At 47.0% G+C, this 23,983-nt stretch carries 20 protein-coding genes; 12 read left to right on the forward strand and 8 right to left on the reverse strand.

Annotated elements, in window-relative coordinates; translation table 11 throughout:
• Positions 1 to 24 precede the first annotated feature (24 nt).
• Complete coding sequence (locus ACP7H9_RS00505; protein ID WP_439222053.1) at positions 25 to 1,074, forward strand: hypothetical protein; 1,050 nt, start codon at positions 25 to 27, stop codon at positions 1,072 to 1,074.
• On the opposite strand, the gene ACP7H9_RS00510 is transcribed toward ACP7H9_RS00505, so the two are convergent.
• The 5 genes from ACP7H9_RS00510 to ACP7H9_RS00530 are packed head-to-tail and all read right to left on the reverse strand — an operon-like array spanning position 978 to position 8,518.
• Positions 978 to 2,747 carry an ExeM/NucH family extracellular endonuclease gene (locus tag ACP7H9_RS00510; RefSeq protein WP_439222054.1) on the reverse strand — a complete coding sequence of 590 codons (1,770 nt, stop codon included), beginning with the start codon at positions 2,745 to 2,747 and terminating at the stop codon, positions 978 to 980. The genes ACP7H9_RS00505 and ACP7H9_RS00510 overlap by 97 nt on opposite strands.
• Before the next feature lies 1 nt (position 2,748).
• On the reverse strand, positions 2,749 to 3,228 hold the full coding sequence (locus ACP7H9_RS00515) for a MarR family winged helix-turn-helix transcriptional regulator (RefSeq protein ID WP_439222055.1): 480 nt from the start codon (positions 3,226 to 3,228) through the stop codon (positions 2,749 to 2,751).
• A gap of 17 nt (positions 3,229 to 3,245) precedes the next feature.
• Positions 3,246 to 4,343: a peptidoglycan binding protein CsiV gene (locus tag ACP7H9_RS00520; protein WP_439222056.1), complete on the reverse strand. Its 1,098-nt coding sequence runs from the start codon at positions 4,341 to 4,343 to the stop codon at positions 3,246 to 3,248.
• A gap of 15 nt (positions 4,344 to 4,358) precedes the next feature.
• The gene (gene mfd / locus ACP7H9_RS00525) at positions 4,359 to 7,841 is read right to left on the reverse strand and encodes a transcription-repair coupling factor (RefSeq protein ID WP_439222057.1); all 3,483 of its coding nucleotides are present in this window, start codon (positions 7,839 to 7,841) and stop codon (positions 4,359 to 4,361) included.
• Positions 7,842 to 7,888: 47 nt separating this feature from the next.
• Positions 7,889 to 8,518: a PilZ domain-containing protein gene (locus ACP7H9_RS00530; RefSeq protein ID WP_439222058.1), complete on the reverse strand. Its 630-nt coding sequence runs from the start codon at positions 8,516 to 8,518 to the stop codon at positions 7,889 to 7,891.
• Between the two features lie 85 nt (positions 8,519 to 8,603).
• Here ACP7H9_RS00530 and ACP7H9_RS00535 point away from each other — a divergent pair, with 85 nt between their 5' ends.
• The 3 genes from ACP7H9_RS00535 to ACP7H9_RS00545 are packed head-to-tail and all read left to right on the forward strand — an operon-like array spanning position 8,604 to position 11,747.
• On the forward strand, positions 8,604 to 9,833 hold the full coding sequence (locus ACP7H9_RS00535) for a lipoprotein-releasing ABC transporter permease subunit (protein ID WP_439222059.1): 1,230 nt from the start codon (positions 8,604 to 8,606) through the stop codon (positions 9,831 to 9,833).
• On the forward strand, positions 9,826 to 10,512 hold the full coding sequence (lolD, locus tag ACP7H9_RS00540) for a lipoprotein-releasing ABC transporter ATP-binding protein LolD (RefSeq protein ID WP_153849221.1): 687 nt from the start codon (positions 9,826 to 9,828) through the stop codon (positions 10,510 to 10,512). Before ACP7H9_RS00535 ends, lolD begins: the two co-directional genes overlap by 8 nt.
• Complete coding sequence (locus ACP7H9_RS00545) at positions 10,512 to 11,747, forward strand: lipoprotein-releasing ABC transporter permease subunit (RefSeq protein ID WP_273025495.1); 1,236 nt, start codon at positions 10,512 to 10,514, stop codon at positions 11,745 to 11,747. The genes lolD and ACP7H9_RS00545 overlap by 1 nt, the downstream gene beginning before the upstream one ends.
• Here the strand turns inward: ACP7H9_RS00545 and ACP7H9_RS00550 are convergent.
• Positions 11,744 to 12,259: a DUF2062 domain-containing protein gene (locus tag ACP7H9_RS00550; protein WP_110013285.1), complete on the reverse strand. Its 516-nt coding sequence runs from the start codon at positions 12,257 to 12,259 to the stop codon at positions 11,744 to 11,746. The two genes, ACP7H9_RS00545 and ACP7H9_RS00550, sit on opposite strands and share 4 nt — an antisense overlap.
• Before the next feature lie 50 nt (positions 12,260 to 12,309).
• On the opposite strand from ACP7H9_RS00550, the gene ACP7H9_RS00555 reads away from it, so the two are divergent.
• Genes ACP7H9_RS00555 through kdsB form a run of 5 tightly spaced genes read left to right on the forward strand, consistent with a single transcriptional unit; the run spans position 12,310 to position 18,322 of the window.
• Positions 12,310 to 14,607: a DNA internalization-related competence protein ComEC/Rec2 gene (locus ACP7H9_RS00555; protein WP_439222060.1), complete on the forward strand. Its 2,298-nt coding sequence runs from the start codon at positions 12,310 to 12,312 to the stop codon at positions 14,605 to 14,607.
• A gap of 35 nt (positions 14,608 to 14,642) precedes the next feature.
• Positions 14,643 to 16,391 (forward strand): lipid A export permease/ATP-binding protein MsbA, encoded by a 1,749-nt coding sequence (msbA, locus tag ACP7H9_RS00560; RefSeq protein WP_114981214.1) that lies wholly within the window; start codon positions 14,643 to 14,645, stop codon positions 16,389 to 16,391.
• Positions 16,391 to 17,380 (forward strand): tetraacyldisaccharide 4'-kinase, encoded by a 990-nt coding sequence (gene lpxK, locus ACP7H9_RS00565; protein ID WP_011234755.1) that lies wholly within the window; start codon positions 16,391 to 16,393, stop codon positions 17,378 to 17,380. Before msbA ends, lpxK begins: the two co-directional genes overlap by 1 nt.
• Positions 17,367 to 17,564: a Trm112 family protein gene (locus ACP7H9_RS00570; RefSeq protein WP_011234754.1), complete on the forward strand. Its 198-nt coding sequence runs from the start codon at positions 17,367 to 17,369 to the stop codon at positions 17,562 to 17,564. Before lpxK ends, ACP7H9_RS00570 begins: the two co-directional genes overlap by 14 nt.
• Positions 17,561 to 18,322 (forward strand): 3-deoxy-manno-octulosonate cytidylyltransferase, encoded by a 762-nt coding sequence (gene kdsB, locus ACP7H9_RS00575; RefSeq protein ID WP_011234753.1) that lies wholly within the window; start codon positions 17,561 to 17,563, stop codon positions 18,320 to 18,322. Before ACP7H9_RS00570 ends, kdsB begins: the two co-directional genes overlap by 4 nt.
• Here the strand turns inward: kdsB and ACP7H9_RS00580 are convergent.
• Together ACP7H9_RS00580 and gltA are read right to left on the reverse strand one after the other, a co-directional pair.
• Positions 18,319 to 19,665: a KamA family radical SAM protein gene (locus ACP7H9_RS00580; RefSeq protein WP_011234752.1), complete on the reverse strand. Its 1,347-nt coding sequence runs from the start codon at positions 19,663 to 19,665 to the stop codon at positions 18,319 to 18,321. The genes kdsB and ACP7H9_RS00580 overlap by 4 nt on opposite strands.
• Before the next feature lie 216 nt (positions 19,666 to 19,881).
• Positions 19,882 to 21,162: a citrate synthase gene (gene gltA / locus ACP7H9_RS00585; protein ID WP_011234751.1), complete on the reverse strand. Its 1,281-nt coding sequence runs from the start codon at positions 21,160 to 21,162 to the stop codon at positions 19,882 to 19,884.
• Between the two features lie 326 nt (positions 21,163 to 21,488).
• On the opposite strand from gltA, the gene sdhC reads away from it, so the two are divergent.
• From sdhC to sdhA, 3 genes are read left to right on the forward strand one after another with little or no spacing between them, the layout of a single operon-like run.
• Positions 21,489 to 21,863 carry a succinate dehydrogenase, cytochrome b556 subunit gene (gene sdhC / locus ACP7H9_RS00590; protein ID WP_011234750.1) on the forward strand — a complete coding sequence of 125 codons (375 nt, stop codon included), beginning with the start codon at positions 21,489 to 21,491 and terminating at the stop codon, positions 21,861 to 21,863.
• Positions 21,857 to 22,204 (forward strand): succinate dehydrogenase, hydrophobic membrane anchor protein, encoded by a 348-nt coding sequence (sdhD, locus tag ACP7H9_RS00595; RefSeq protein ID WP_011234749.1) that lies wholly within the window; start codon positions 21,857 to 21,859, stop codon positions 22,202 to 22,204. The genes sdhC and sdhD overlap by 7 nt, the downstream gene beginning before the upstream one ends.
• Entirely contained in the window at positions 22,205 to 23,971 is a 1,767-nt protein-coding gene (sdhA, locus tag ACP7H9_RS00600) for a succinate dehydrogenase flavoprotein subunit (RefSeq protein ID WP_011234748.1), read from the forward strand. It abuts the gene before it with no gap.
• The last annotated feature ends 12 nt before the right edge of the window (positions 23,972 to 23,983 follow it).

Raw genomic sequence — 23,983 nt, forward strand, 5'->3', positions numbered from 1 at the left:
GTGTTTAGTTATAGACCGTTCAATATGAAAAAGATTACTTGGTTAGCTTTTATTTTTAGTCTTGGTTGCCAGTCAGCTACAGCAGCTCAGCAAGCTGATGAAGAAGATGGTATGTGGCTGGACAGTTTCCGCAGCGGGCTTGGAACCTCGGTAGATGTAACCGCGCGTTGGTTTGACGGCTTGTTCGGAAATGAAAGCATTAATCAATATGAACGTTCATATGGGCGGCTTTCGGTTGCGCCGCAATGGGATCAGTACGATGGCTTTGAAGTTAAGTCGCGTTTTAGAGCCCGGGTAACCTTACCTAAGCTAAAAGAAAACGTTTCAGCTTTCATTGGCCGGGTTGATGAAAATGAGTTTCTGGATGATGACTCTACCGGTCGCCCTTCAGTTATTCGTTCTCCTCAGTCAGACGAAGAGTGGCTAGTGGGCTTAGGTTTTGCTCCCGAAATTAACGAAGCGCATCGAGTGTCCTACAGTATAGGTATCCGTGGTGGTTTACGGTTTGATACCTATGCCAGAGCCCGCTACATGACAGGTTTTGTTTTTTCCGGTAATCAGCAGATTCGCGCGCAGTCTTCGGTTTTCTGGCGCGATAGCGACGGATTTGGTGTCGCGCAGAGGGTGGATTATGAAGCTACGTTAGCTGACACATGGTTATTAAGTTGGGCATCTAAAGGTACCTTCGCAGAAGAAACAGACGGTGTTCGCTGGAACAGTACTGCGCGTTTATATCATTTGTATGGACAGGAAAAAGCCTGGGCGACAGAAACCTGGATAGAGGGTAATACTGACCATGAGGTGCCAGTTCAGGACTATGGATTACGCTTTCTTAATCGTCAGCGATACTTACGGGACTGGTTTTTTGTGGAAACCTGGGTTGGGTACCACTGGCCTCGCAATCTTATGACAGAACAGCGTAACGGTCAGTGGTTGCTTGGTGTTGAGTTCGAGGTTCACTTCGGAACCGATAATGCCTACATGCCAGAGCCAGAAAAAACTAAGTCCAGTACTAATGGATCATGGTCAGAAGAGCGAAATGGGCCTTCTGCAAAGTACGCCTCATCGCGGTAATCATATAGCTGGGGTTCGTCAGCATTAAAGGGTAGGTGATACACCTCCAGAATCGCGTCTTTAAGTGAGTCTGCAACAAAAACGTGATCCAAAGCCCCGGCCTGACTGTCATAAACGTAAGAATAGTCTTTTGCGCCCGAAGGGTTATAAAAACCATTGTCAGCAAAATAACGCACCGGGTCTTCCTGATAGTAAGCGTTAAAATCGCCCAATAATACCGGGTTTGCTAAAGACTCGCTCTGAATCCATTGAATTAACTCTTGCGAGGACTGAAGTCTTAAGTCGTTCCAGCACGCCTGCCCATCATTTTGATTACTATTTGGGCTTTCGGAGTCTTCCGGACAACTGCCTTTCGACTTGAAGTGGTTTACCACAACACTGAATTCTTTACCTGTGTTTGCGTCGATAAAGCTTTGTGCAAGAGGAGGGCGGCTTCCCCAGGAGAAAGGCCCCTGACGTGTAAATATCGCGTGAGAATTTGGTTTTACGCGCTGCGGCTGATAAATAATACCGACAGTAATTTGGTCTGTTCCGATTTTTTCTGCACGCGGCTCAGCTATTGCATAATCTTTCCCTGATGCTTTCTCCAGTGCCTTGACCAGTTGCATTATTGCGCTGCGCTCACCAAATCCGTCATTCTCAATTTCCATTAAACCAATAACGTCAGCATCAATAGCCGTTAGTGCTGCAACAATCTTTGTCTGCTGTCGTTGCATTTGCTCAGCAGTATCGGCTCCTCTGGGAGTAGGGAAACCCTGACCAGCACCGTTTCCATTAAAGAAATTCAGCACATTAAAACTGGCTATGCGTACGGCATTATCTGACTTATCCGCCAACTGTGGTTGCACCGACGGTGTTGCTAATTCCAGGTCGTCAGTTGGCTGAATTCTATAACGGTTATTGAACTGGCTGATAATACCGGAGAAGCTTTTCAGGGTTGCACCCGAACGTAGACTACCTTGTTCACCATGTTGAAGCTCTGAAAATGGCAGTGGACGTGGCTCAATAACATTGCTTTTGTCATCAACCTGCAAGCGGTTCAATTCGTTTTCCTGTGCCTGAAGTTTCGCATCTTTTCCTGGCATAACGACTTGAGTTGGCGTCCATAAGCGCCCTGCGGAAATATCGAAAAAACCGTAGCGAGGGTAATTGTAATTGCCGGAAACCGTCAGGCTCCCGCCTTTAGTAGCGGATAAAATGACAGGCATACCTTCTAAGGCTTCAAGCTGGTCAAGTGATTCAACCGGGAGTTTCAGTTCAGTTGTCGCAGGAAGTGTTTTTGCTTCACCACAGGTTGTTATATTGGATACCTCTATTAACGAGGTTAATTCCGAACGCTCTTCAACTTGTCCTGTCACTCTTACCCATTCACCGTTATTAACTTGTGAATGCTGCTTGTTGGTAACTATAAATAAACCTTCTGAGGTGGCAGGGTTCTCATCCATGTCTTCGGGCAAACTGTGAAGAAAAAAGCCGCCAAGTTGTTCAGGCGGCTGCCAGCTTGCGGTAACAATACCGCGCACGGTTACTTGCTTACCAACCTTTGGAGACTGCTCACTGTCTCCCTGCACCTGTGAAATAGGAACAATCTCTTTGTCACTTCCACAGGTTTCTGCAATTGCAGCTCCCGATAAAAGCAGAGCGGGTAATAAGCTAAGTAGTCGTTTGTGCATGTTAGTGGTCCATTTTATGGTAGCTTCCAACTTCAAGTACGGGTGCGGCGTCGAGACGTTCCGCATCCATCATATTGGCAATTCTTTGCATCGACGAGAGCAGCAACGACTGCTCCCATTCATCCAGTGCCTGAAACTTTTCGATGAAATCTTCCTGCAACGGCTGTGGCGCTTTTTCCAGTAGAGTCAGGCCTTGCTCAGTGAGGTACAGAGAAACCCTACGTTTGTCTTGTTCACTACGGTGTCTGTGGATTAACTGCCGATGTTCAAGGCGTTCGATGACATTAGATACGGTTGCCGGGCTTAGATTGATATTTTGTGCCACTTTACTGGCGGTTATGCCGTTCGCCGCATTTATTTCACGCAAAATTAATAACTGAGGCGCGGTTAATCCGGAATACTTATTTAGCTGCTTAGAGTATAAGTCGATGGCGCGAATAACTTTTCTTAAGGCCAGTAGCAGTTCTTCGTACTTTTCCATAATTGCCTCGTAACTTATTAGTACCTTGGAGCCGATAAGTCAGTACGGCGAATTTGAACGACTACCCCGAGTTTAGGGTGATCAAAGTAATGTGTTTCGTGACTGATAACTCGCCGTAACTGAGAAAAATAATAGCTACGTAAATAGGGTGTTTGTTTACTCGCACCGTTAAGGGCATACGCCGCCTGAGTTTCTAAGTCGTTGGCTATACGTTTAATTTTATCTTGTTCGCGTAAGTTGAATTCACCGTCAATATGCAGATAGTTACCGACCAGGAAAATATGCATTAAGCCGTCAAACTCCCAGGCAAGCTGAGGGTTTCCTGCTGCGGTCAGAGGTGGGCGGACCGGTATGTTATCGCCTGAGCTGATAAAGGGCTCGGTGCCGGATTCAATAACGCCGAACAGGCGTTGGATTTTATCCATGCGCTGCTCCTGGCCAGCACTGGCCAGCGGTGTATCGAGTTGCTCCTGCTCTTTGGGAAAACCATTGTAGAAAAAGTCGTTGCCATAATTTTTACCGCCAAATAAGCGCATTTTACGACCGACACCCCGGGTAAATACCGGTTGCCTCCAGGCAAGGTGCAACAAAGGTTTAGCCTGACCTTTGCGCTCGAGTTCGGTTCTGATGGGAGAGAGTTCGAGCGCATCTGCCGGCATCAGGAAAGGTTGCGAGGCCTTCGTTACATCGCCACCAGGACCATCAATAACAACCTCAGTAGAGGCCATTTCAGATAACCTGTGTTCCGGTGCGAATGGGTTACCGGCAATGGGTATCCATTGTTCTTCATTGTCATACCGACAGGCAATATCAATTTGCCAGTTTTGTTCAGAGAATGCTTCGCAAACAGGCAGAGCGCTACGAAGAGAGCGGTTTTGTTGGCTGTAGTGAGGCGTTAATAAATCCCGACTTTTATTAACGGCAATAGGCTGCATGGTTAAAGAAAAGTTTTCGCCGGACTGATCGGTAGCGGTTTGTTTGAAGACCAGAACTTCAACTTCAAACCAGCGCCAATAATCTTTATCTGTTTGGGCCGCTGCATTTACAGACACTAAAGCCGTTAATGCTGTTGCTAAACCCAGTACCGATTTTACACCCCGATGTACCAGCGCCATTTATTCACTCCTGTGTTACGCCGCCTGAGATTGCTCTGCAAACTCGTCTAGCAGAGACTCTACCAGTTTTAAGCGGCTTTGAGTATCTTCCAGTGGTTGACTCAAACGTAAACGATTCGGCCCGTCCAGCTTATAATAGCTGGGCGCTTTTTGAATTAACCCAATAATTATCTCGGGGTTAATTTTCGTGTCGTCGGCAAACTCAATAATACCGCCCTGATTACCAATATCAATTTTGCGTATACCTAACTGTTCCGCATTATTGCGAAGTTGTGTCTGCCGAATCAGATTTTTTGCTGCGTCCGGTAACAGGCCAAAACGATCAATCAATTCTACTTGCAGATCATCAAGCTCTTTGCTTGTTTCGCAGTTGGCTATTCGCTTATACAAACTTAAACGATTATTGACGTCTGGTATGTAAGCTTCAGGTAAAAGTGCCGGCAGTTTCAGGTCAATTTCAGCACGTTCGTGTAGCAGTTGCGCAAGCGCGGGTTCTTTGCCTTCTTTTAAAGCTTTAACCGCTTGCTCCAGCATGTCCATGTATAAAGTAAAGCCAATGCTTTCAATCTGACCACTCTGATCATCGCCCAGCAGCTCGCCGGCACCACGAATTTCCAGGTCGTGAGTTGCAAGCATAAAGCCGGCACCCAGGTCTTCCAGCTGAGAAATCGCTTCGAGGCGCTTGTGTGCGTCTTTGGTCATGCGTTTGGGGTGTGGCGTCAATAAATAGGCGTAAGCCTGATGATGCGAACGTCCGACCCGGCCCCGCAGCTGGTGCATCTGCGCCAGACCCAGGTGATCGGCGCGATCCATAATAATGGTGTTGGCGCTGGGTATGTCGATACCGGTTTCAATAATGGTGGTACAGACCAGCACGTTAAACCGCTGATGGTAGAAGTCCGACATAATGCGCTCAAGGTCACGTTCACGCATCTGTCCGTGAGCAACCACAACCCGCGCTTCCGGAACCAGAGCTTCAATATCGGCCGCAGTTTTTTCAATGGTGTCGACATTGTTGTGTAAGAAATAAACCTGACCACCGCGCAGAATCTCACGCAATATTGCCTCACGAACCGTTGGCTCGTCGTATTCGCGGACAAAGGTTTTTACTGCCAGTCGCTTAGCTGGTGGCGTGGCTATAATTGAAAGGTCACGAATGTTGTTCATGGCCATATTCAGGGTGCGCGGAATCGGTGTTGCGGTTAGCGTCAGAATATCTACGTCAGCGCGCAGGCGTTTAATTGTGTCTTTTTGTCTTACACCAAAGCGGTGTTCTTCGTCGACAATAAGCAGACCTAAGTCATGACACTTAACATTGTCTTGCAGTAACTTGTGGGTACCAATAACAATGTCGACTTTGCCGTTGGATAAGTCTTCAAGAATGCCTTTTGACTGCTTGGCGGTTTTAAAGCGCGACAGCACTTCAACCCGAATGGCCTGATCAGCAAAACGGTCACTGAAGTTTTCGTAGTGTTGCTGGGCAAGTAGGGTGGTAGGAACCAGCACCATTACTTGTTTACCTTCATTAACTGCAATAAAGGCCGCGCGCATGGCCACTTCAGTTTTACCAAAGCCCACGTCGCCGCAAACCAGCCTGTCCATAGCGCGGGGCTGTTGCATGTCCTGTTTAACCGCATCAATTGCGGCCTGCTGATCAATGGTTTCTTCAAACGGAAAGCCGGCGGCAAAACGTTGGTAGTCTTCTTCGTTAATATTAAATGCATAGCCGGGCTTAGCTTCACGACGGGCGTAAATATCGAGCAGTTCTGCAGCAACGTCTCGCACTTTTTCTGCAGCACGTTTTTTGGCTTTTTCCCAACTGTCATTACCCAGTTTGTTTAAAGGAGCATGGCTTTCTTCACCGCCACTGTAGCGGCTTAAAACGTTCAGGTTTGCTACCGGAACATAAAGTTTGGCGCCACCTGCGTACTCAATGGTGACAAATTCCGTGGTGACATTACCGGCATCGAGAGTCGTCAACCCCTGATAGCGGCCAACACCGTGGTCCAGGTGAACAACCGGCTGACCGGCCTGCAGTTCTGCTAAATTGCGAATGAGCGTATCGGCGCTGACAGTGGCTTTTTGCTGACGTCGACGGCTTTGTACCACGCGGTTACCAAACAATTCGGTTTCGGTAATAAACCAAAGTTTGGCGTCTGGTAAATAAAATGAATTAATAATGGGGCTAATGATTAACCCAATTTGTTGGGTTGGGCATTCATCCAGCCCGGAGCAAAGTCTTACCTGAAAGCCAAGCTTGCTGACAATTTCCCGCAAGGCTTCGCGGCGGCCTGCGCTCTCGGCTGACAGCAGAACTTTTTCACCCTCTGCCAAAGCCTGTTCCAGTTTGGTCTTTAACTTGGCAAAGGGTTGCTTTTGCTGATGGTCAGCTGCTATTTCCGTTACTGCCTCTGTCAAAAACGGCGTGGGACCGGGTTGTGCCATTTCTGCAGGTACATTGGCACGCACCCGTCGGTACTGTTTGAAACCGGCGTGAATATTATCGACCGGAAGAAACAGCTCATTGGGATGCAGTAATGGCCGTAAAGGGTCAAACTGACGTTGATCGTAGCGGTGGTTAATATCCTGCCACAGTCGTTCCAGGCTCGCCTGAATGTTGCCGAAAGTAACCAATACCGTGTCTTCGGGAAGGTAATCAAACAAGCTGGCAGTTTCTTCAAAAAATAACGGCAGATAGTACTCTATACCACCAGGTAACTGGCCTTTACTGACTTGCTGATACACCGATTCACGCTCAGTGCTCGCCTCAAAATGCTCACGATAATTTGCGCGAAAGCGTTCAATCGCCGTTTTTGTCAGTGGAAACTCGTGTGCGGGCAGCAAGTTAATGCCGTCTATTGGATCTTTTGATAGCTGAGTCTCAGGGTCAAACGGCCGAATGGTATCGACTTCGTCGTCAAAAAAGTCGAGCCGGTAAGGTGTCTGGCTGCCCATAGGGTATAAGTCTAAGATAGAGCCGCGGGCACTGAACTCGCCATGCTCCATTACTTGATTAACATGACGATAACCGGCATTTTCAAGCTGTTGTCGCAGCTTCAGGCTGTCGAGTTGCTGGCCTTTTTCAATTTGTAACGCTTGCCCCTGCACAAAAGAGGTTGGAGCAATTCGGTGCAGCAGGGTATTAATGCTGACAATTAGTGCGCCGCGCTTGGCATCAGGAAGACGTGCCAGCACGCTGAGTCGGTCAGAAATAATGTCCTGATGCGGTGAAAAGCTGTCGTAAGGCAAAGTTTCCCAATCGGGGAAAAGAGTGATGTCGTCATGGTACTCGGTGTGTTCACCGGCAAAGTATTTTACTTCCTGTTCTAACCGGTGTGCCTGGTTAGCATCTGCGGTGACAATTAAAACCCGGCCGGGCGTGGCGTCAATTAGCCGCGCTATGGCCATTGCTGGTGAGCTACCATGCAACTCTTGCCAGGTAAGGTCTTTGTTTGCTGCCGGAGGAAAAGGGGGTCTTAATACAGATGCCTTAGTCATGACTACTCAACTGGTTTGGAAAAACGTCGGTATTATACCGAAATCAATCAGGATTTGGATGACAGGTTGTCGTTTTGTTTTTCTTCGCGGCGTTGTTTGGAACGTTCTTTAAGCTGGCGACTCTGGGCATGAAGACTGGCCCGAATCAATAGCTCCTGATCTTCCTCGCGAATTTGAGCAAAGCTAAGAGTGCAAAGGTAAGTATCACCATTTTCTTCAGGCTCTGACTTTTCAGCTCTCAGGTAGCAGTAAATTGCCAGAGCTTCTTCTTTGAAGAACAATTTGGCCTGGAACGTCTGGTCTTCTGTTAATGGCGAGTCATTGACAATACGAATGCCGCCGCCGCCATATTCAACACCCTCAAACCGGTACTCGGGGTCATCCTCATTACGGAGCATATAACCGAGCAATATGTTCATACGTTTGTGCTGCTGCTCCAGAAAAGCCACCAGAGCGCTGCCTGACGACTGTTCAACTTTAATGCTTTGCAGTTGTTGCTGATCACTTTCAGCCATACTGGATGCAATAGTAAACAGTTCCGGGATCTCGGCAATAAACGCGTCTTCGTCCGGTATATTGTCAGCCGAATCTAGCGCAATTAAATTGACCGGGAAGTGATCTCTTACCGTGAAGAAATCTCCTATTGGCGATGTCATTGATGTCTGCGATTGCGTCATTGTTTCGGCTTTTAGTTGTCAGGCTCAATACAACTCATTATCCTTGCTCGTTATGAATTAGCAACCATCAAATAATTGAGGGTATATGTTTCAGCCGGTTGTGCTGTTTATTGGCCTGCGTTACAGCCGGGCAAGGCAGGGCTCTGCCTTTACGGCATTTATTAACCGCTTTGCTTTTGCAGGTATTGCGCTGGGCGTAATGGCGCTAGTGGTTGTTATGTCGGTTATGAACGGTTTTGAAGGCCAATTGAAAGAACGGATTTTGGGCGCTGTCCCTCAGGTAACCCTAACCGACGCTGACAGCACTACTGAACTGACAAACTGGCGTAAAACCCAGGAGCAACTGCCCGAACTAGAGGCTGTTAAAGGGTCAATGCCGTATGTGCAAACGCAGGGCATATTGCAGTTTTCAGAAAAGATGTCGGTAGCCAATATACAGGGCATTTACCCAGATGTGGGCGAGGTACCTCTTTCACTCGAAGATAAAATGGTGGTTGGTGACTGGCTCAGTCTAACCCCGGGCAGTTATCACTTGATAATAGGTCAGCGACTGGCGCAAAAACAAGGAATAACCGTTGGCGATAACATTCGAATTATTGCCGCGCAGGGCGGTGTCTATACACCTTTTGGACTAGTGCCGTCGCAGCGCCGCTTTGTCGTTACCGGGTTCTTTTCTATGGGCTCAGAGGTGGATGAATCGGTTGTTTTTGCCCACGGTAGTGACTTAGCTCGTTTAATTCGCTTACCTGAAGGAAAAGTGAGTGGGCTGCAGTTGTTTTTAGATGACGCTTTTAAAGCCCCCCAAGTGGCAGAAAGTCTGCGCAATAAAACGCAATTAACGACCAGCGACTGGCGACAAAATTATGGCCAGTTATTTGAAGCAGTTGGCATGGAAAAACGCATGATGTGGTTAATGCTGGCGCTAATCATTGCTGTTGCTGCGTTTAATACTTTATCGGCTCTTATTATGGTGATAAACGACAAACGCCACGATATCGCCATATTACAAACGTTGGGTTTATCTAACGGGCGTATACGCACGGTATTTTTATTGCAGGGGCTTTATAACGGCGTGCTGGGATCATTAATTGGCGTTATTCTGGGGCTGATATTGAGCTGGTATCTGAATGATATTCTGGCTTTATTCGGTGCACAGATTTTTGCCGGATCAGATGAAGGTCTGCCAATTATTATTAACGTGTCTCAGGTTATTATTACCGCGGTTGCCGCAATTACCTTAACTTTGGTGGCAACGCTATATCCCGCATCACAAGCCGCACATGTTCAACCCTCGGAGGCATTACGCTATGACTGACGCGCTGTTGCGTTGCAAAGAATTGAGTAAATCCTATCAGGACGGGGGCGACCAGGTTACCGTTTTAAAAGACATTGATTTTGCGCTGCAAGCCGGAGAAATGGTTGCCGTAGTCGGAGCGTCAGGTTCGGGTAAAAGCACTTTGCTGCATTTGTTGGGGGGGCTGGATAAACCCTCATCGGGTCAACTGTTTTATAAAGATCAGGAGATGACGCACTGGAAGGCAGACAAGCTTGCTCAGTGGCGTAATCAAAACCTTGGCTTTGTGTATCAGTTTCACCATTTATTGCCGGAATTTTCAGCACTGGAAAACGTTGCAATGCCGCAAATGATAGCGGGTAAGAGCCCTGTTGAGGCTAAAAAAAACGCGAAGCAGTTACTAGTGCGTGTGGGATTAGAGCACCGGTTATCGCATCGTCCGGCACAGCTTTCCGGTGGTGAACGTCAACGGGTTGCTATAGCCAGGGCTTTTGTGAATAAACCACAGGTGGTGCTGGCCGATGAGCCAACCGGTAATCTGGATGGTAAAGCGGCTGAGAGTATTTATCAGTTAATGCTGGAGCTAAATCAGGAAATGGGCACGGCCTTTATTGTGGTCACTCATGACTTGCAGCTGGCTGAGCAACTGCAGCGCGTAGAAGTTTTAAAAAATGGAATTTTGCATAAGGAGCAAGGCTAATGCAGCTTGCCTGGTTAATTGCCCGACGCTTTCGTAAAGGTACTGCGAAACAGGGCTTTTTGTCATTTATATCGGCTTCATCCACTATTGGTATAGCGCTTGGTTGCGCGGTTTTAATTGCGGCCTTGTCGATGATGAACGGTTTTAATCAGGTGCTGCAGGAGCGGTTACTGGCGGTTGTTCCGCAGGTTGAGTACAGTGCAGTAGAAGGCGCGCTGGATGACTGGCAAAAAATAGCAAAAATCGCGCGGGAGCACCCGCAAGTTATAGCGGCGGCTCCGGGAATTAATTCCACCGTTATGGTGCAAACTCAGTCAACTTTTCATGGCATTCAGGTTCGGGGAATATCCGCAGAGCAGGAACAAAAAGTATCGGATATATCCAACTATGTAAGTAACGAAGACTGGCAAAGGTGGCAGCAAAAAGGCGGTTTATTGCTAGGGGCAGGTTTGGCCGAGAAGCTTGACTTAGCTGTTGGCGACTCTGTTTCCTTACTAACCCCGGAAAAATCTGAGCGAGGGTTTCGTTCGCCAGAGCGGGTGCGACTGGAAGTCACCGGGTTGTTTAAATTTGGCGGACAAATTGACTATCAAAATGCCTACGTCTCTCTGGAAACGGCTAAGAATGAGTTGAGTTTTGCTAGTGATGTCAGCTCCGTACGCTTGCGGTTAAAGGATGTTTTTTCGGCTCCTGCGGTTGCCCGGGAAATAGGTAACCAGTTGCCAGAATTGGTCTATCTGGATGACTGGACCCGAAGTCACGGCCATTTATATCGCGATATTGAGTTGGTGCGCTGGGTAGTGTATCTGGTTTTGATTCTGGTTATGGCTGTAGCCTGTTTTAATATTGTTTCAACACTCATTATGACGGTAGCGAAAAAGCGCAGCCAAATTGCCATGTTGAAAACCTTAGGTATGAAAGATAGTTCCTTACTGCAGTCCTTTGTGTTTCAGGGGTTAATGAATGGACTATATGGAGTGGCTATCGGTTGCTTCTGCGGGATACTTCTGGCGCAGTTTCTACCGGATATTATGCTAACGCTTGAATCCTGGTTCCACTTTGAGGTGCTTTCCAACGATATCTACTTTGTTGGTGAGGTGCCCTCTGAATGGGTTTGGGGCGACGTTATTTTAGTCGCCAGCGTGGCACTGGTAATGAGTTTGCTGGCCACTATTTATCCAGCCTGGAGGGCGGTCAAAGTTGAACCCGCCAAGGCCCTGCACGAAAGTACTTAATTGCCTTCAGGGTTGCGACGGCGCCAGGCTTTGACCACCGACTGGCGCCAAAGCAAGCGAATACCGATGTAACCGATAAAGCTGGATAACGTGCCAAGGATCAAACACCCAAGCAGTAATGCCGGACCGATGGTCGAAATGCTGTGCATTAGCCATTCCCAGCTAAGTTCAAAAGCAAAGGGTTGTGGTGGCTCTGCGAGCAGGGCATTACCGACTAAATAGCACAGATAGAACATTGGCGGCATAGTAATAGGGTTTGAGACCCAGACAAGCCCGACCGAAAGTGGCAAGTTAACGCGAAAAGGAATTGCCGCCGCTGCCGCCAATAACATTTGAAAGGGTACTGGTATAAAAGCGCAGAATAAGCCGACTGCAAAGGCGCCTGAAGCTGAACGTCGATTTAAATGCCACAAGTTTGCATCGTGCAGAAGGCTGCCGAACAAACGAATCGCTTTGGATTCGCGCACTTTTTGATGATCAGGCATTAAGCGTTTAATGAAGCGTCTGGCCATAATGTGACGTTTATTACCTATCCGGTTACTGCCCCAGGGAAGGAGCAACGATGGATCGTTGGTTACTGGTCTTTGTTGGCGGAATATTGTCCGCCTCGTTACACTCTGACATCAAATTTTGGCTAATTTTTTCAACTATCGCACTACTACTTTTGGCGACAGTTAATGCCTTTTTTTATTTTAGACAGAGGGAAGTAAAACAGCGAACCATCGTACTACGACTGATGGTGTTATTTTGCGGCATTTTATGGGGTAATGCCAACCTTTATTGGCAAAATTTACGCGCGATACCAGACGAATTGATGGGTAATGAAATTCAATTGACGCTTGTCGTGGATGAAATGTCGCGTCGTTATCCTTTTCATTTGCGTATGACGGGCAGAGTAGAAGTTCTGGCTGGTAAAGTTTTGCCATTCTGGCAGCAACCCCGGGTTCAACTGAGCTGGTATAACAGCCACCATAAACAGGTGCCGAAAGCTGGTGAACGTTGGCAACTGGAAGTGAAGCTGAAACAGGCAACGGACTACCGAAACCAGGGGAGTTTTCGATACCGGAAATACTTATTGCGCAATAATATTTATGCCCTAGGAACGGTCAAAGATGGCGAAAAACTGACTCGTGTAACCAGTTTTCGGCAGAGAGTTTTCGATAGCATAGAACAAGCTGATTTATCTGAACCGGGTATATTGGCTGCATTAACTATTGGCGAACGCAGCCTGCTAACCTCTGCCACTCGTGAAACCTGGCAAAAAACGGGGTTAGCTCATAGTCTGGCCATATCCGGCTTGCATCTGGGGATGGTCGCAGGCTCAGCTATTTTATTCTTTCGTTTTTGTTTTTACTGTTTTCCTATCAGCTTAAAAAATAGAGAGCGACTAGACATTCGGCTGTGGTCGCTGGTCTTCGCGGCAATTGTGGTAAGCGCCTATGCAGGCATGTCAGGTTTTTCAATATCGACTGTAAGAGCTTTAACCATGTTTCTGGTGGTTCTTCTGCATATTGTGTTAAAGCTCAAGTTAAATCCGCTAAGCTTATTGTTGCGAGTGGTGGCTGCGGTACTAGTGGTTGATGTTTTTGCCTGGCAGGATCCCGGTTTTTGGTTATCTATTACTGCCGTTGCCGCTCTTTTTCTTGCCAGTTGGCGCTGGAGCAAAAGTCGTGGCCGTTTCTCCGCGGTAAAAAGCCTTTGGTCAATTCAATGGCAGCTGTTGGTGGTGATGTCTCCTTTATCATTTTTATTATTTGGCGGCTTTTCGCTTTTTGCTCCCGTAGTCAATTTGTTGGTGTTGCCTGTTATCAGCTTTTGGTTATTGCCGCTGGCATTAACAGGAACTGTTTTTGCGTTGTTTGGTTCTGATATTGCTGTGTCGTTCTGGCAGTTGTCTGAACTATCGGTTACCTGTTTGACCCCACTATTGGACGCTTTAGCAGGGCACCCGGCTAATTGGTTGGAACTGAATCAATGGCCGATAACCCGCGCAGCACGGTTTGCTGTTTTGTTCGCACTTACTGCGGCCATGCTGTTGCCGGTAAGTCGTGGTTGGCAAAGGTTAGGTCTATTATTGTGCTTGCCTGTTGTGGCTTTTTCCTTTTTTAATCAACGGGACGGAAAGTTGCGTCTTCATGTTCTGGATGTGGGGCAAAGCCAGGCTGTAGTAATAGAGAAGGACGGCAAAGCCATGCTCATTGATACCGGTATTGAGTTTAGTTCGGGTTTTAGTGTTGCAGAAGCGGTTATTGAACCTTTTCTTAATTATCATGGTTTGCGGCCTGAGCTGGCTTTTATCAGCCATGGCGATAGAGATCATAACGGCGGCAGAGATTTTCTTAGACAAAGGTATTCTCAGCTAGAGTGGCGCGGAGATGCCAGTGATAAACCCTGTCGCGCCGGTGATACAGGTGAATGGAATAGCACACAATGGGAGGTTCTGTGGCCAACGTCTGCTTATCAGGATGCAAATCGGTTAAGTAAAAATAATCGTTCATGTGTATTACGCGTCAGTTATAAAGACTTCAGTGTTTTTCTGCCCGGCGACATTGAAATGATGGCGGAGCAATTATTGTTGAAGTCTTTACATAAGCTACCTGAAGCTAACTCCGATGTTCTGTTGATTCCACACCATGGCAGTAAAACATCCACTAGCTGGCCTTTGTTACAGGCGGTCGATGCGGACATCTATCTTATCAGTTACGGTAAACATAAAGGATATGACTTTCCCCATCGCTATACACTGGAAAGACTTTCCCGTACTCAAAAGCCTTGGTTTGGAACCAGAGACAGCGGACAACTGACCATAGTTAGTGACGGCAACACATGGAGTTTGGAGTTACCCTTTGAAAACAGGTAGAATATCAGAAGTGTTAATGACTAATATGAGATTACATGGATTCTCAGCTTAAAAAAAAGACGACCTTTAAACGCTTATTAGGTTATATCAAACCTTATAAGGCAGCTTTTATTGCTGCGGTCTTATGTATGATTGGTTACTCTGCCATTGATACATTGTTTTTATCCCAAATTGAAACCTTAATAGATGACGGGTTAACAGAGCAGGACTCTAATATACTGCTTTATGGTGCGCTTTTTGTTCCTTTTATTTTCATCCTTCGCGGTTCTTTGAATGTTGCCTCCAGCTATTTCCTGCATTGGGTTGGCTTTAAAGTTGTTACTAAAATGCGGCAGCAATTGTTTGACCATATGATGAAACTACCGGTCGGTTTCCATGATCAGCACTCAACTGGCGACTTGATTTCAAAAATAACTTATGACACTCAGCAGGTGGCAGAAGCGAGTAGTCGGGCCGTTCTGGTTTTGGTAAAAGAAGGAGCCTTCGTCGCCGGATTATTAGGTCTAATGTTTTACCAAAGCTGGCAATTGTCATTAGTATTTTTAGTGATAGGCCCTCTGGTTGCAAAAGTTGTTGGGGTCGTTTCTCGCCGCTTTCGTAAAGTAAGTAGCCGTATTCAGACAGCTATGGGTAACGTAACCACAACCGCAGAGCAGATGATCAACGGCCATAAGGTTGTGATTATGCATCAGGGGCAGAAAGGTGAGTCTGCCCGCTTTTCGAACATAAACAATATTACTCGTAACCAGAATATGAAGCTGGTGAATACCCGCGCTATTAGCACTTCGGTTATTCAGTTTATAGCGTCCTTAAGTCTTTCTATGGTCTTAGTTATTGCCAGTTTTCCCGAAATGCTGGGAGAATTGTCTGCTGGTGCCTTTACTACGTTACTTACCGCTATGATCATGCTGCTGCGTCCTTTGAAGCAGCTTACTAACGTAAACAGTGATTTCCAGCGCGGTATTGCGGCGGCGACCAGTGTGTTTGCGATTCTTGACGAACCGATTGAAGTTGATAAAGGCTCGCGGGTGGTTGACCGGGCAGCGGGCGATATTGTTTTTGATGACGTGACCTTTTCTTACCAAAAAGGTGATGAACCCGCGCTTCAGCACATTAACTTTAAAGTTGATCAGGGCAAAACCATTGCGCTGGTAGGTCGTTCAGGCAGTGGTAAGTCAACAATATCGAATTTGCTCACGCGCTTCTACGATGTCGAGCAGGGACGCATTTTGCTTGATGGCCATAATATTAACGACTATAAGTTGAAATGCTTAAGGCGTCAGTTTGCGCTGGTATCTCAGCACGTAACCCTGTTTAACGACACCATAGCAAACAATATTGCTTATGGTGCCTCGAAAGATGTCTCGCGTGAAGACATCACTAAAGCCGCTGAGCAAGCTTACGTTACTGAGTTCACCGACAGCATGCCAAAAGGCCTGGATACTATGGTGGGCGAGAACGGGGTGATGCTGTCCGGTGGTCAACGTCAGCGTATTGCTATAGCCCGTGCGCTACTACAAGACGCGCCTATTCTGATACTGGATGAAGCAACATCGGCTCTGGATACCGAGTCCGAACGCCATATTCAGGATGCGTTAGGAACCCTGAGAAAAAACAGGACAGCTATTGTTATTGCGCACCGTTTATCAACTATTGAAAATGCCGATGAAATTTTGGTTATGGACAACGGTGAGATTATTGAGCGCGGTACACACCAGCAATTGCTTGATCAGGAAGGCGCATATTTTCAGCTGCATAACCTGCAGTTTAGCGGGAGCGCCTAATGTGGCTTCAAAAGCAGTGGTATAAAGCCAGGCTGCACCCTTTACTGTTTTTGCTGACACCACTGTCGCTGGTGTTTTGGCTGGTAACAAATTTGCGTCGCAGTTTTTATGCTTTGGGGTTAATGCCACGCTATAAAGCTGATGTTCCGGTCATAGTAGTGGGAAACATTAGCGTGGGCGGCACTGGCAAAACACCTATGGTTGTGGCCTTAAGTCAATGGCTCAAAGATGAGGGCTGGAATCCGGGCATTATCAGTCGTGGTTACGGTGCAAAAGGGCCTTTTCCTTATGAGGTTTTAGAGAGCGACTCTCCGGAAAAAGCCGGTGATGAACCTTTGCTCATGCGTCGTCGCACTGGCTGCCCTGTTGTTATTGCGCCCAAACGAGCTCAGGCTGCAAAGCTTATGGCGGAACAACACCCCAAAGTAGACGTTATTATCTGTGATGACGGGTTACAGCATTATGCACTCAAACGCGATATTGAATTAATTATGATAGACGCTGAGCGAGGCACCGGAAATGGATGGCTTTTGCCTGCGGGCCCATTACGGGAAGGCCCATGGCGTCTCAAAGGTGCGGACTGGGTTATTTCTAACTATGGTCGTCATGCATTCGCCCGACATGTTGTGGATGTCGAGCCTGGCAACTGGTACCGGGTTGATAATAACGAGCAAGTTGCGTTAAAAACCGAGAGCAAATTTAATGCCGTGGCTGGTATTGGTTATCCGCAGCGATTTTTTAACTCGCTAATTGAGCAGGGTATTGAACTGGAGAACAGTCAGAGCTTTGCGGATCATCACGCTTTTAGTCAACAGGACTTTTCTAACCTGGCTAGTAACCCTATATTAATGACAGAAAAAGATGCTGGTAAATGCCAGTCTTTTGCGCAAGCTGACTGGTATTACCAAACAATTGAAGCGAAGCTGCCCGAAGTGATGAAAACTAACTTATTGGCAGAGCTGGAAAGGAAGAAAAATGGCCATCGATAAAACGACATTAGCAATATTGGCGTGTCCAAAGTGTAAAGGGAAACTGACCTATTACGCCGATAAAGACGAGTTAGTATGCCGCGGAGAACGCCTCGCATATCCAATAGACGAGAATATTCCCGTGCTTATAGCGGATAAGGCTCGCGAGTTATCATCAGAAGAGTTAGAAAAGGTTCCTTCATGAGTTTTACCGTTGTCATTCCAGCTCGCTACGGTTCCAGCCGCTTGCCGGGCAAACCTTTAGCCGATATTGCCGGTAAACCGATGATTCAGCATGTGGTTGAGCGAGCTGAGGCTAGTGGCGCTGCCGAAGTCATAGTTGCTACCGATGATATGCGGATTAAAGAGGGCGTTGATAAGTTTGGTGGTCGCGTCATGATGACCTCAAGTGAACACTCCTCGGGTACGGAACGTTTGGCTGAAGTTATCGAACAATTAGCTCTGGCAGAAAACGAGGTGGTGGTTAATGTTCAGGGTGATGAGCCCTTTATTCCGCCTGAAATTATTCGACAGGTTGCTGATAACTTAGCCAATCAACGGCAGGCACCTATGGCGACGCTGGCCGTGCCCATTACTGACGCTGAAGATATTTTTAACCCGAATACAGTAAAAGTAGTTACCGATGCTGCGGGTTATGCGCTGTACTTTAGCCGTGCCGCAATTCCCTGGGACAGAGAGCATTTTTCTGCCGACCGAGCGACAAATGTCGTTACTGAGCATTATCATCGTCACATTGGTATTTATGCTTATCGGGCGGGTTTTGTCAGACGTTATATTGAATGGGAGCCAAGCCCTATTGAACAGCTTGAGTCGTTAGAACAATTGCGGGTGCTTTGGCACGGAGAACGTATTCATGTCGCTGAAGCCATTCTCGCACCGGCTACAGGCATTGATACTGAAGAGGACCTGCAGCGGGCACGAAAACTGGCAGGCGATGGTTAATCCATCGCCGACATTTTTGAATACTCATCTTCGAAAAAGAATTTTTCCTCACCAAAAGCTGGTTTTAAGTGATGCAGCCAGGTGGCATCCGGATCATATTTAGCGAAGAAGGGACGTTGTACCCAGTCCGGATTGCGCCCCTGGATAAAGCGTAAGGCAAAGACTTTCTCACCAGCAATTTCAGTAACACCCTGAACTTCTACTTTCCCCGGGCCGGCACTCATCGAGGGGCCTCGCACGGTACGAGCTATACCTGAAACCTGCTGGTACGCTTTCTGGAAAATTTCCCAGGTACGCTCCAGCGGTACTTCAAAGTAACGTTTTGCTCCGGTATCCCGCTCGACAAACATATAATAAGGGATTAATCCGAGTTGTACCTGCTTCTCCCACATAGAAGCCCAGACATCCGGGTCGTCATTAATGTGCTTGAGTAAAGGAGCCTGACAGCGGATTTGAACACCTGTAGCGCGCAGGCGACGAATGGCCTCCTGACATACTTCAGTGCGTAATTCATTCGGGTGGTTTAAATGCGCCATTATCGACACATGCTTGCCACCATCAACTAAGCGCTCTAATAAACGCAGTAAATCGTCCGCGTCGGGGTCGGTGATAAAGCGATAGGGCCAGAAGGTTAATGATTTAGTGCCAATGCGTATGGTTTTAATGTGCTCGAACTCAGGTTGCAGTAAACCCTCTAAGTAATGGGCCAGCTTGCGCGTGCGCATAACCATAGGGTCGCCGCCAGTCACCAGCAAGTCAGTAACTTCTTTGTGCTGAGCCAGATAGCGGTGCAATTGATCCGCGTCATTTGAATTAAAGCGGGTAGCTTTACCGACAAATTGCGCCCAACGGAAGCAGAAAGTGCAGTAAGAATGGCAGTACTGCCCCTGAGCCGGGAAAAAGAGCACCGTTTCGCGGTACTTATGCTGCATGCCCGGCAAAGGCTCACCGTCAACATGCGGCACATTCATTTGCATTTGTCCGGCAGGGTGAGGGTTCATTTCATCGCGTAGCTGAGTCGCCAAATCAAACACTTCATTGGTGGTGTGCTTGCCTGACATTAGGTCTGCCATGCGCTGGTACGCAGAAGGCTCCAGCATATCTTTTTGCGGGAAAGTTAGCTGAAACAGCGGGTCATTGGGTACATTTTCCCAGTCAATCAGTTCGTTAAATACATATTCATTAACTCTGAATGGCAGTACATTAGCGACGACTTTCATTTCAAAACGCATGTCATCAGGAACTTTCTTTAACGCCTCAATTTTATCTAACTGGCGATGCTGATATACCTTGAATTTACGTGGTGTAATGATGGGTTGTTGTACATTGACTACTTGCTGCATAAGCCTCTCTGTAATTATCTGCAACCTGCTAAAGCACGTTGAAAATGAATTTGTCTGTCAGCTCTCTCTTTGGCGACCAACGAAATGCGACGTAGTATAAAGAATTTAAGGCTTCGTTGCACGTTCTGTAAGGTGTGAAAAGCAATGTACTCAAACTAATTAAGAGCGGGCATAAAAAAAGGCGCTCAACCGAGCGCCTTCTTAACTCAAACCAATTTATTTTTTAATTGGTGAAAACTCGCGTTTTGTATAACCAGTATATAACTGACGAGGACGACCAATTTTCTGGTTTTCTTCGCCCATCATTTCGTGCCAGTGAGAAACCCAGCCGACAGTACGTGACAGCGCAAAGATAACGGTGAACATATTGGTAGGAATACCAATAGCTTTCAGTACGATACCTGAGTAGAAGTCAACGTTAGGGAAGAGTTTCTTTTCAATGAAGTAGTCGTCTTCCAGAGCGATACGCTCCAGTTCCATTGCGACGTCAAGTAATGGATCATCACGATCCAATTCTTTCAGTACTTCGTGGCAAGATTCACGCATTACCGTTGCACGAGGGTCGGTGTTTTTGTATACACGGTGACCAAAGCCCATTAGACGGAAAGGATCGTCTTTGTCTTTTGCTTTCTCAATATATTTTGGAATGTTTTCAACAGAACCAATTTCAGCCAGCATACGCAAGCAAGCTTCGTTTGCACCACCATGGGCTGGTCCCCATAAAGACGCAACACCCGCAGCGATACATGCGTAAGGGTTAGCACCAGAAGAACCGGCAAGGCGTACTGTTGACGTTGATGCGTTTTGCTCGTGGTCAGCATGCAAAGTAAAGATGCGATCCATAGCGCGAGCTACCGCAGGGCTTATTTTGTAGTCTTCCGCAGGAACCGAGAACATCATGTTCAGGAAGTTTTCTGCATAACCTAAGTCGTTACGTGGGTAAACGAAAGGTTGACCAATGCTGAATTTATAAGCCATTGCTGCAATTGTTGGAATTTTTGCAATCAGACGGTAAGCACTACGTAAACGTTGGTTTTCATCGTGAATCTCCAGATCATCATGATAGAACGATGATAAAGCTCCCGTTACGGCACATAACATTGCCATAGGGTGAGCATCACGACGGAAACCATTAAAGAAATTGTGAATTCCCTGATGCACCATAGTGTGCTTAGTAATGGTGTTTTTGAATTCATGGTATTGCTTTTCGGTAGGAGCTTCGCCGTGCAACAACATGTAGCAAACTTCTAAGTAATCTGCTTTAGTTGCTAACTCACCAATAGGGTAACCGCGGTGCAGTAAAACGCCGTTTTCACCATCTATATAGGTGATAGCCGACTCGCAAGAGCCTGTAGCCAGAAACCCCGGGTCAAAAGTAAAATAACCATGTTTTCCCAGAGTTCGGACGTCAACTACATCCTTTCCTGCCGTTGGTGATAGTACCGGCAATTCAATGGATTGGCCGTCAATCTGTAAAGTGGCTTTACGATCAGCCATAAGGAATTCTCCTCGCTATCTACTTTGAAAAAGTGCGCTAATTTAACTCGATCATGCCCGTAAATGTCAATTTTAATCGGGGAACATGAACCAATTATAGCGAAATATACGTAATAAACATGACGAAAAGATTACTCAGATTGAAGAATTATCTTGTTAGGTTAGACTTTAGTAGTAAAGCGTATTTTAGTCAGCGTTCAAATCTGAGTTTGTCGTTGTAATTAATAGCTTGGCTAGATATACTTTGCGCCGTATTGGTGGCATGTTTCTGTGTCGCGCAAACGAAAATTGCATTTCTTTTGTGCTTTATTAAAAGGCAATCTATCGTGAAAAAAGAAAGACCTGTTAATTTAGACTTATCAACTATCAAGCTTCCTGCCGCTGCCAAAGCATCCATACTGCATCGTATTTCCGGTGTTGCTATGCTGTTCTCTCTGGCTTTTCTAATTTGGGCTTTTGCCGTGTCACTTAGTGGCCCTGAAGGCTTTGCTCAAATCGAGAGTATCATGACCAGCTTTATCGCTAAATTTATTGGCTGGGGTATTTTGACAGCGCTAGGATTTCACTTAATCATTGGTCTGCGTCACTTAGTAATGGACATGGGCTACTGGGAAGAACTCGATTCCGGAAGAATCAGCGCAATTGTCTCAATTGCTCTTTCTGTGATCTTTTCCGTATTAGTAGGAGTTTGGCTATGGTAACAGCAGCAGCTACTTTTGGTCGTAGCGGTTCTCATGACTTTATTTTATTGAGAGCCAGCGCGATTGTAATGGTTCTATATTCACTGTTCATGGCTGGGTTCTTCCTTTCTACGCCAGATGTAACTTATCAAGTGTGGAGTGGGTTGTTTGCCAACATTTGGATGAAAGTGTTCACTATGCTGGCCTTATCTTCTGTGTTAATTCACGGCTGGATTGGCATTTGGCAAGTATCAACAGACTACGTGAAAGCGTCCGGTCTCAGAGCTTTTATCCAACTGGTTTTCAGCGTTGGTCTGATCGCTGTTTGGCTCACTGGCTTATTCGTACTGTGGGGTGTTTAAGTGACTGTTAAAACTTTAGAATATGATGCAGTGGTGATTGGTGCTGGCGGTGCCGGCATGCGAGCAGCACTGCAAATTTCCCAAGAGGGATTGAGCTGCGCGTTGATGTCCAAAGTGTTTCCAACACGCTCTCACACAGTTTCTGCTCAGGGTGGTATTACCGTAGCATTAGGTAATGCGCATGAAGATAACTGGGAATGGCACATGTTCGATACCGTTAAAGGTTCGGACTATATTGGTGACCAGGACGCTATCGAATACATGTGTAAAGCTGGCCCTGAAGCTATTTTAGAAATGGAAAACTTAGGTTTACCATTCTCGCGTTTTGAAAACGGCAAAGTTTATCAACGTCCATTTGGTGGTCAGTCGAAGAACTTTGGTGGCGAGCAGGCTGCTCGTACTGCCGCTGCAGCTGACCGTACCGGTCACGCTTTGCTGCATTTGCTTTATCAGCAAAACGTGAAGAAAAAAACCACCGTATTTTCAGAATGGTACGCGCTGGATATCGTTAAGAACCAAGACGGCGAAGTTTGTGGTGTAACCACCATGGATATCGAAAGCGGCGAAGTTTACTTTGTTAAAGCTAAGGCCGTTGTTCTTGCTACCGGCGGTGCGGGTCGTATTTATTCTTCAACGACCAATGCTCATATCAACACGGGTGATGGTATTGGTATGGCACTACGTGCCGGCGTTCCTGTACAAGATATGGAAATGTGGCAGTTCCACCCAACCGGTATTGCCGGAGCGGGCTCGCTTGTCACAGAAGGTTGTCGTGGTGAAGGCGGTTACCTGCTGAACAAAGACGGTGAACGCTTTATGGAGCGTTATGCGCCAAACGCGAAAGATTTGGCATCACGCGACGTTGTCTCCCGCGCTATGATGACTGAAATCCGTGAAGGACGTGGTTGTGAAGGCCCATGGGGTACTCACCTTAAACTGAAACTGGATCACCTGGGTAAAGAAACCCTGGAGAGTCGTTTGCCGGGTGTTTGTGACTTATCACGTACATTCGCACACGTTGATCCGGTGAAAGAACCAATTCCGGTTATTCCTACCTGTCACTATATGATGGGCGGTATTCCGACGGACGTTAATGGACAAGTCCTGACTGTTGGTGACGATGGTCAGACATCTCACGTTAAAGGCCTGTTTGCTTGTGGTGAAATTGCTTGTGTATCTGTACACGGTGCTAACCGCTTAGGCGGTAACTCACTGCTTGACCTGGTGGTATTCGGTCGTTCAACCGGTATGCACCTGGGCGAAACGCTTGCGGCTAACGTAGAAGCCAGAGAAGCAAGTAGCGACGACATTGACGCTGCACTAGCGCGTTATAATCGTTGGGAAAATACTCAGAAAGGCGAAGATCCGGCACAAATTAAGAAAGACCTGCAACAGTGCATGCAACTTAATTTCTCGGTTTTCCGCGAAGGCGATTCAATGAAAGAAGGGCTTGCTGAGCTGCGCGAAATTCGCGAACGCCTGAAAAACGCTCGTCTTGATGACACCTCTAAAGAGTTTAATACTCAGCGCGTCGAATGCCTTGAGCTAGATAACTTGATGGAAACGGCTTACTCAACTGCAGTTGCTGCCAGCTTCCGTACAGAAAGCCGCGGTGCTCACAGCCGTGCAGACTACCCGGATCGTGATGATGAGAAGTGGTTAGTACACACTGTTTATCGTCCTGAAAAGGAAGATATGGTGACGCGGGAAGTCAATATGGCGCCTAAACTGCGTGAAGCTTTCCCTCCGAAAGCTCGTACCTACTAAGTTGGAGGGTAT

Origin of the sequence: Idiomarina sp. ST20R2A10, assembly GCF_051842345.1 — a bacterium.
Taxonomy (GTDB): Bacteria; Pseudomonadota; Gammaproteobacteria; order Enterobacterales; family Alteromonadaceae; genus Idiomarina; species Idiomarina loihiensis.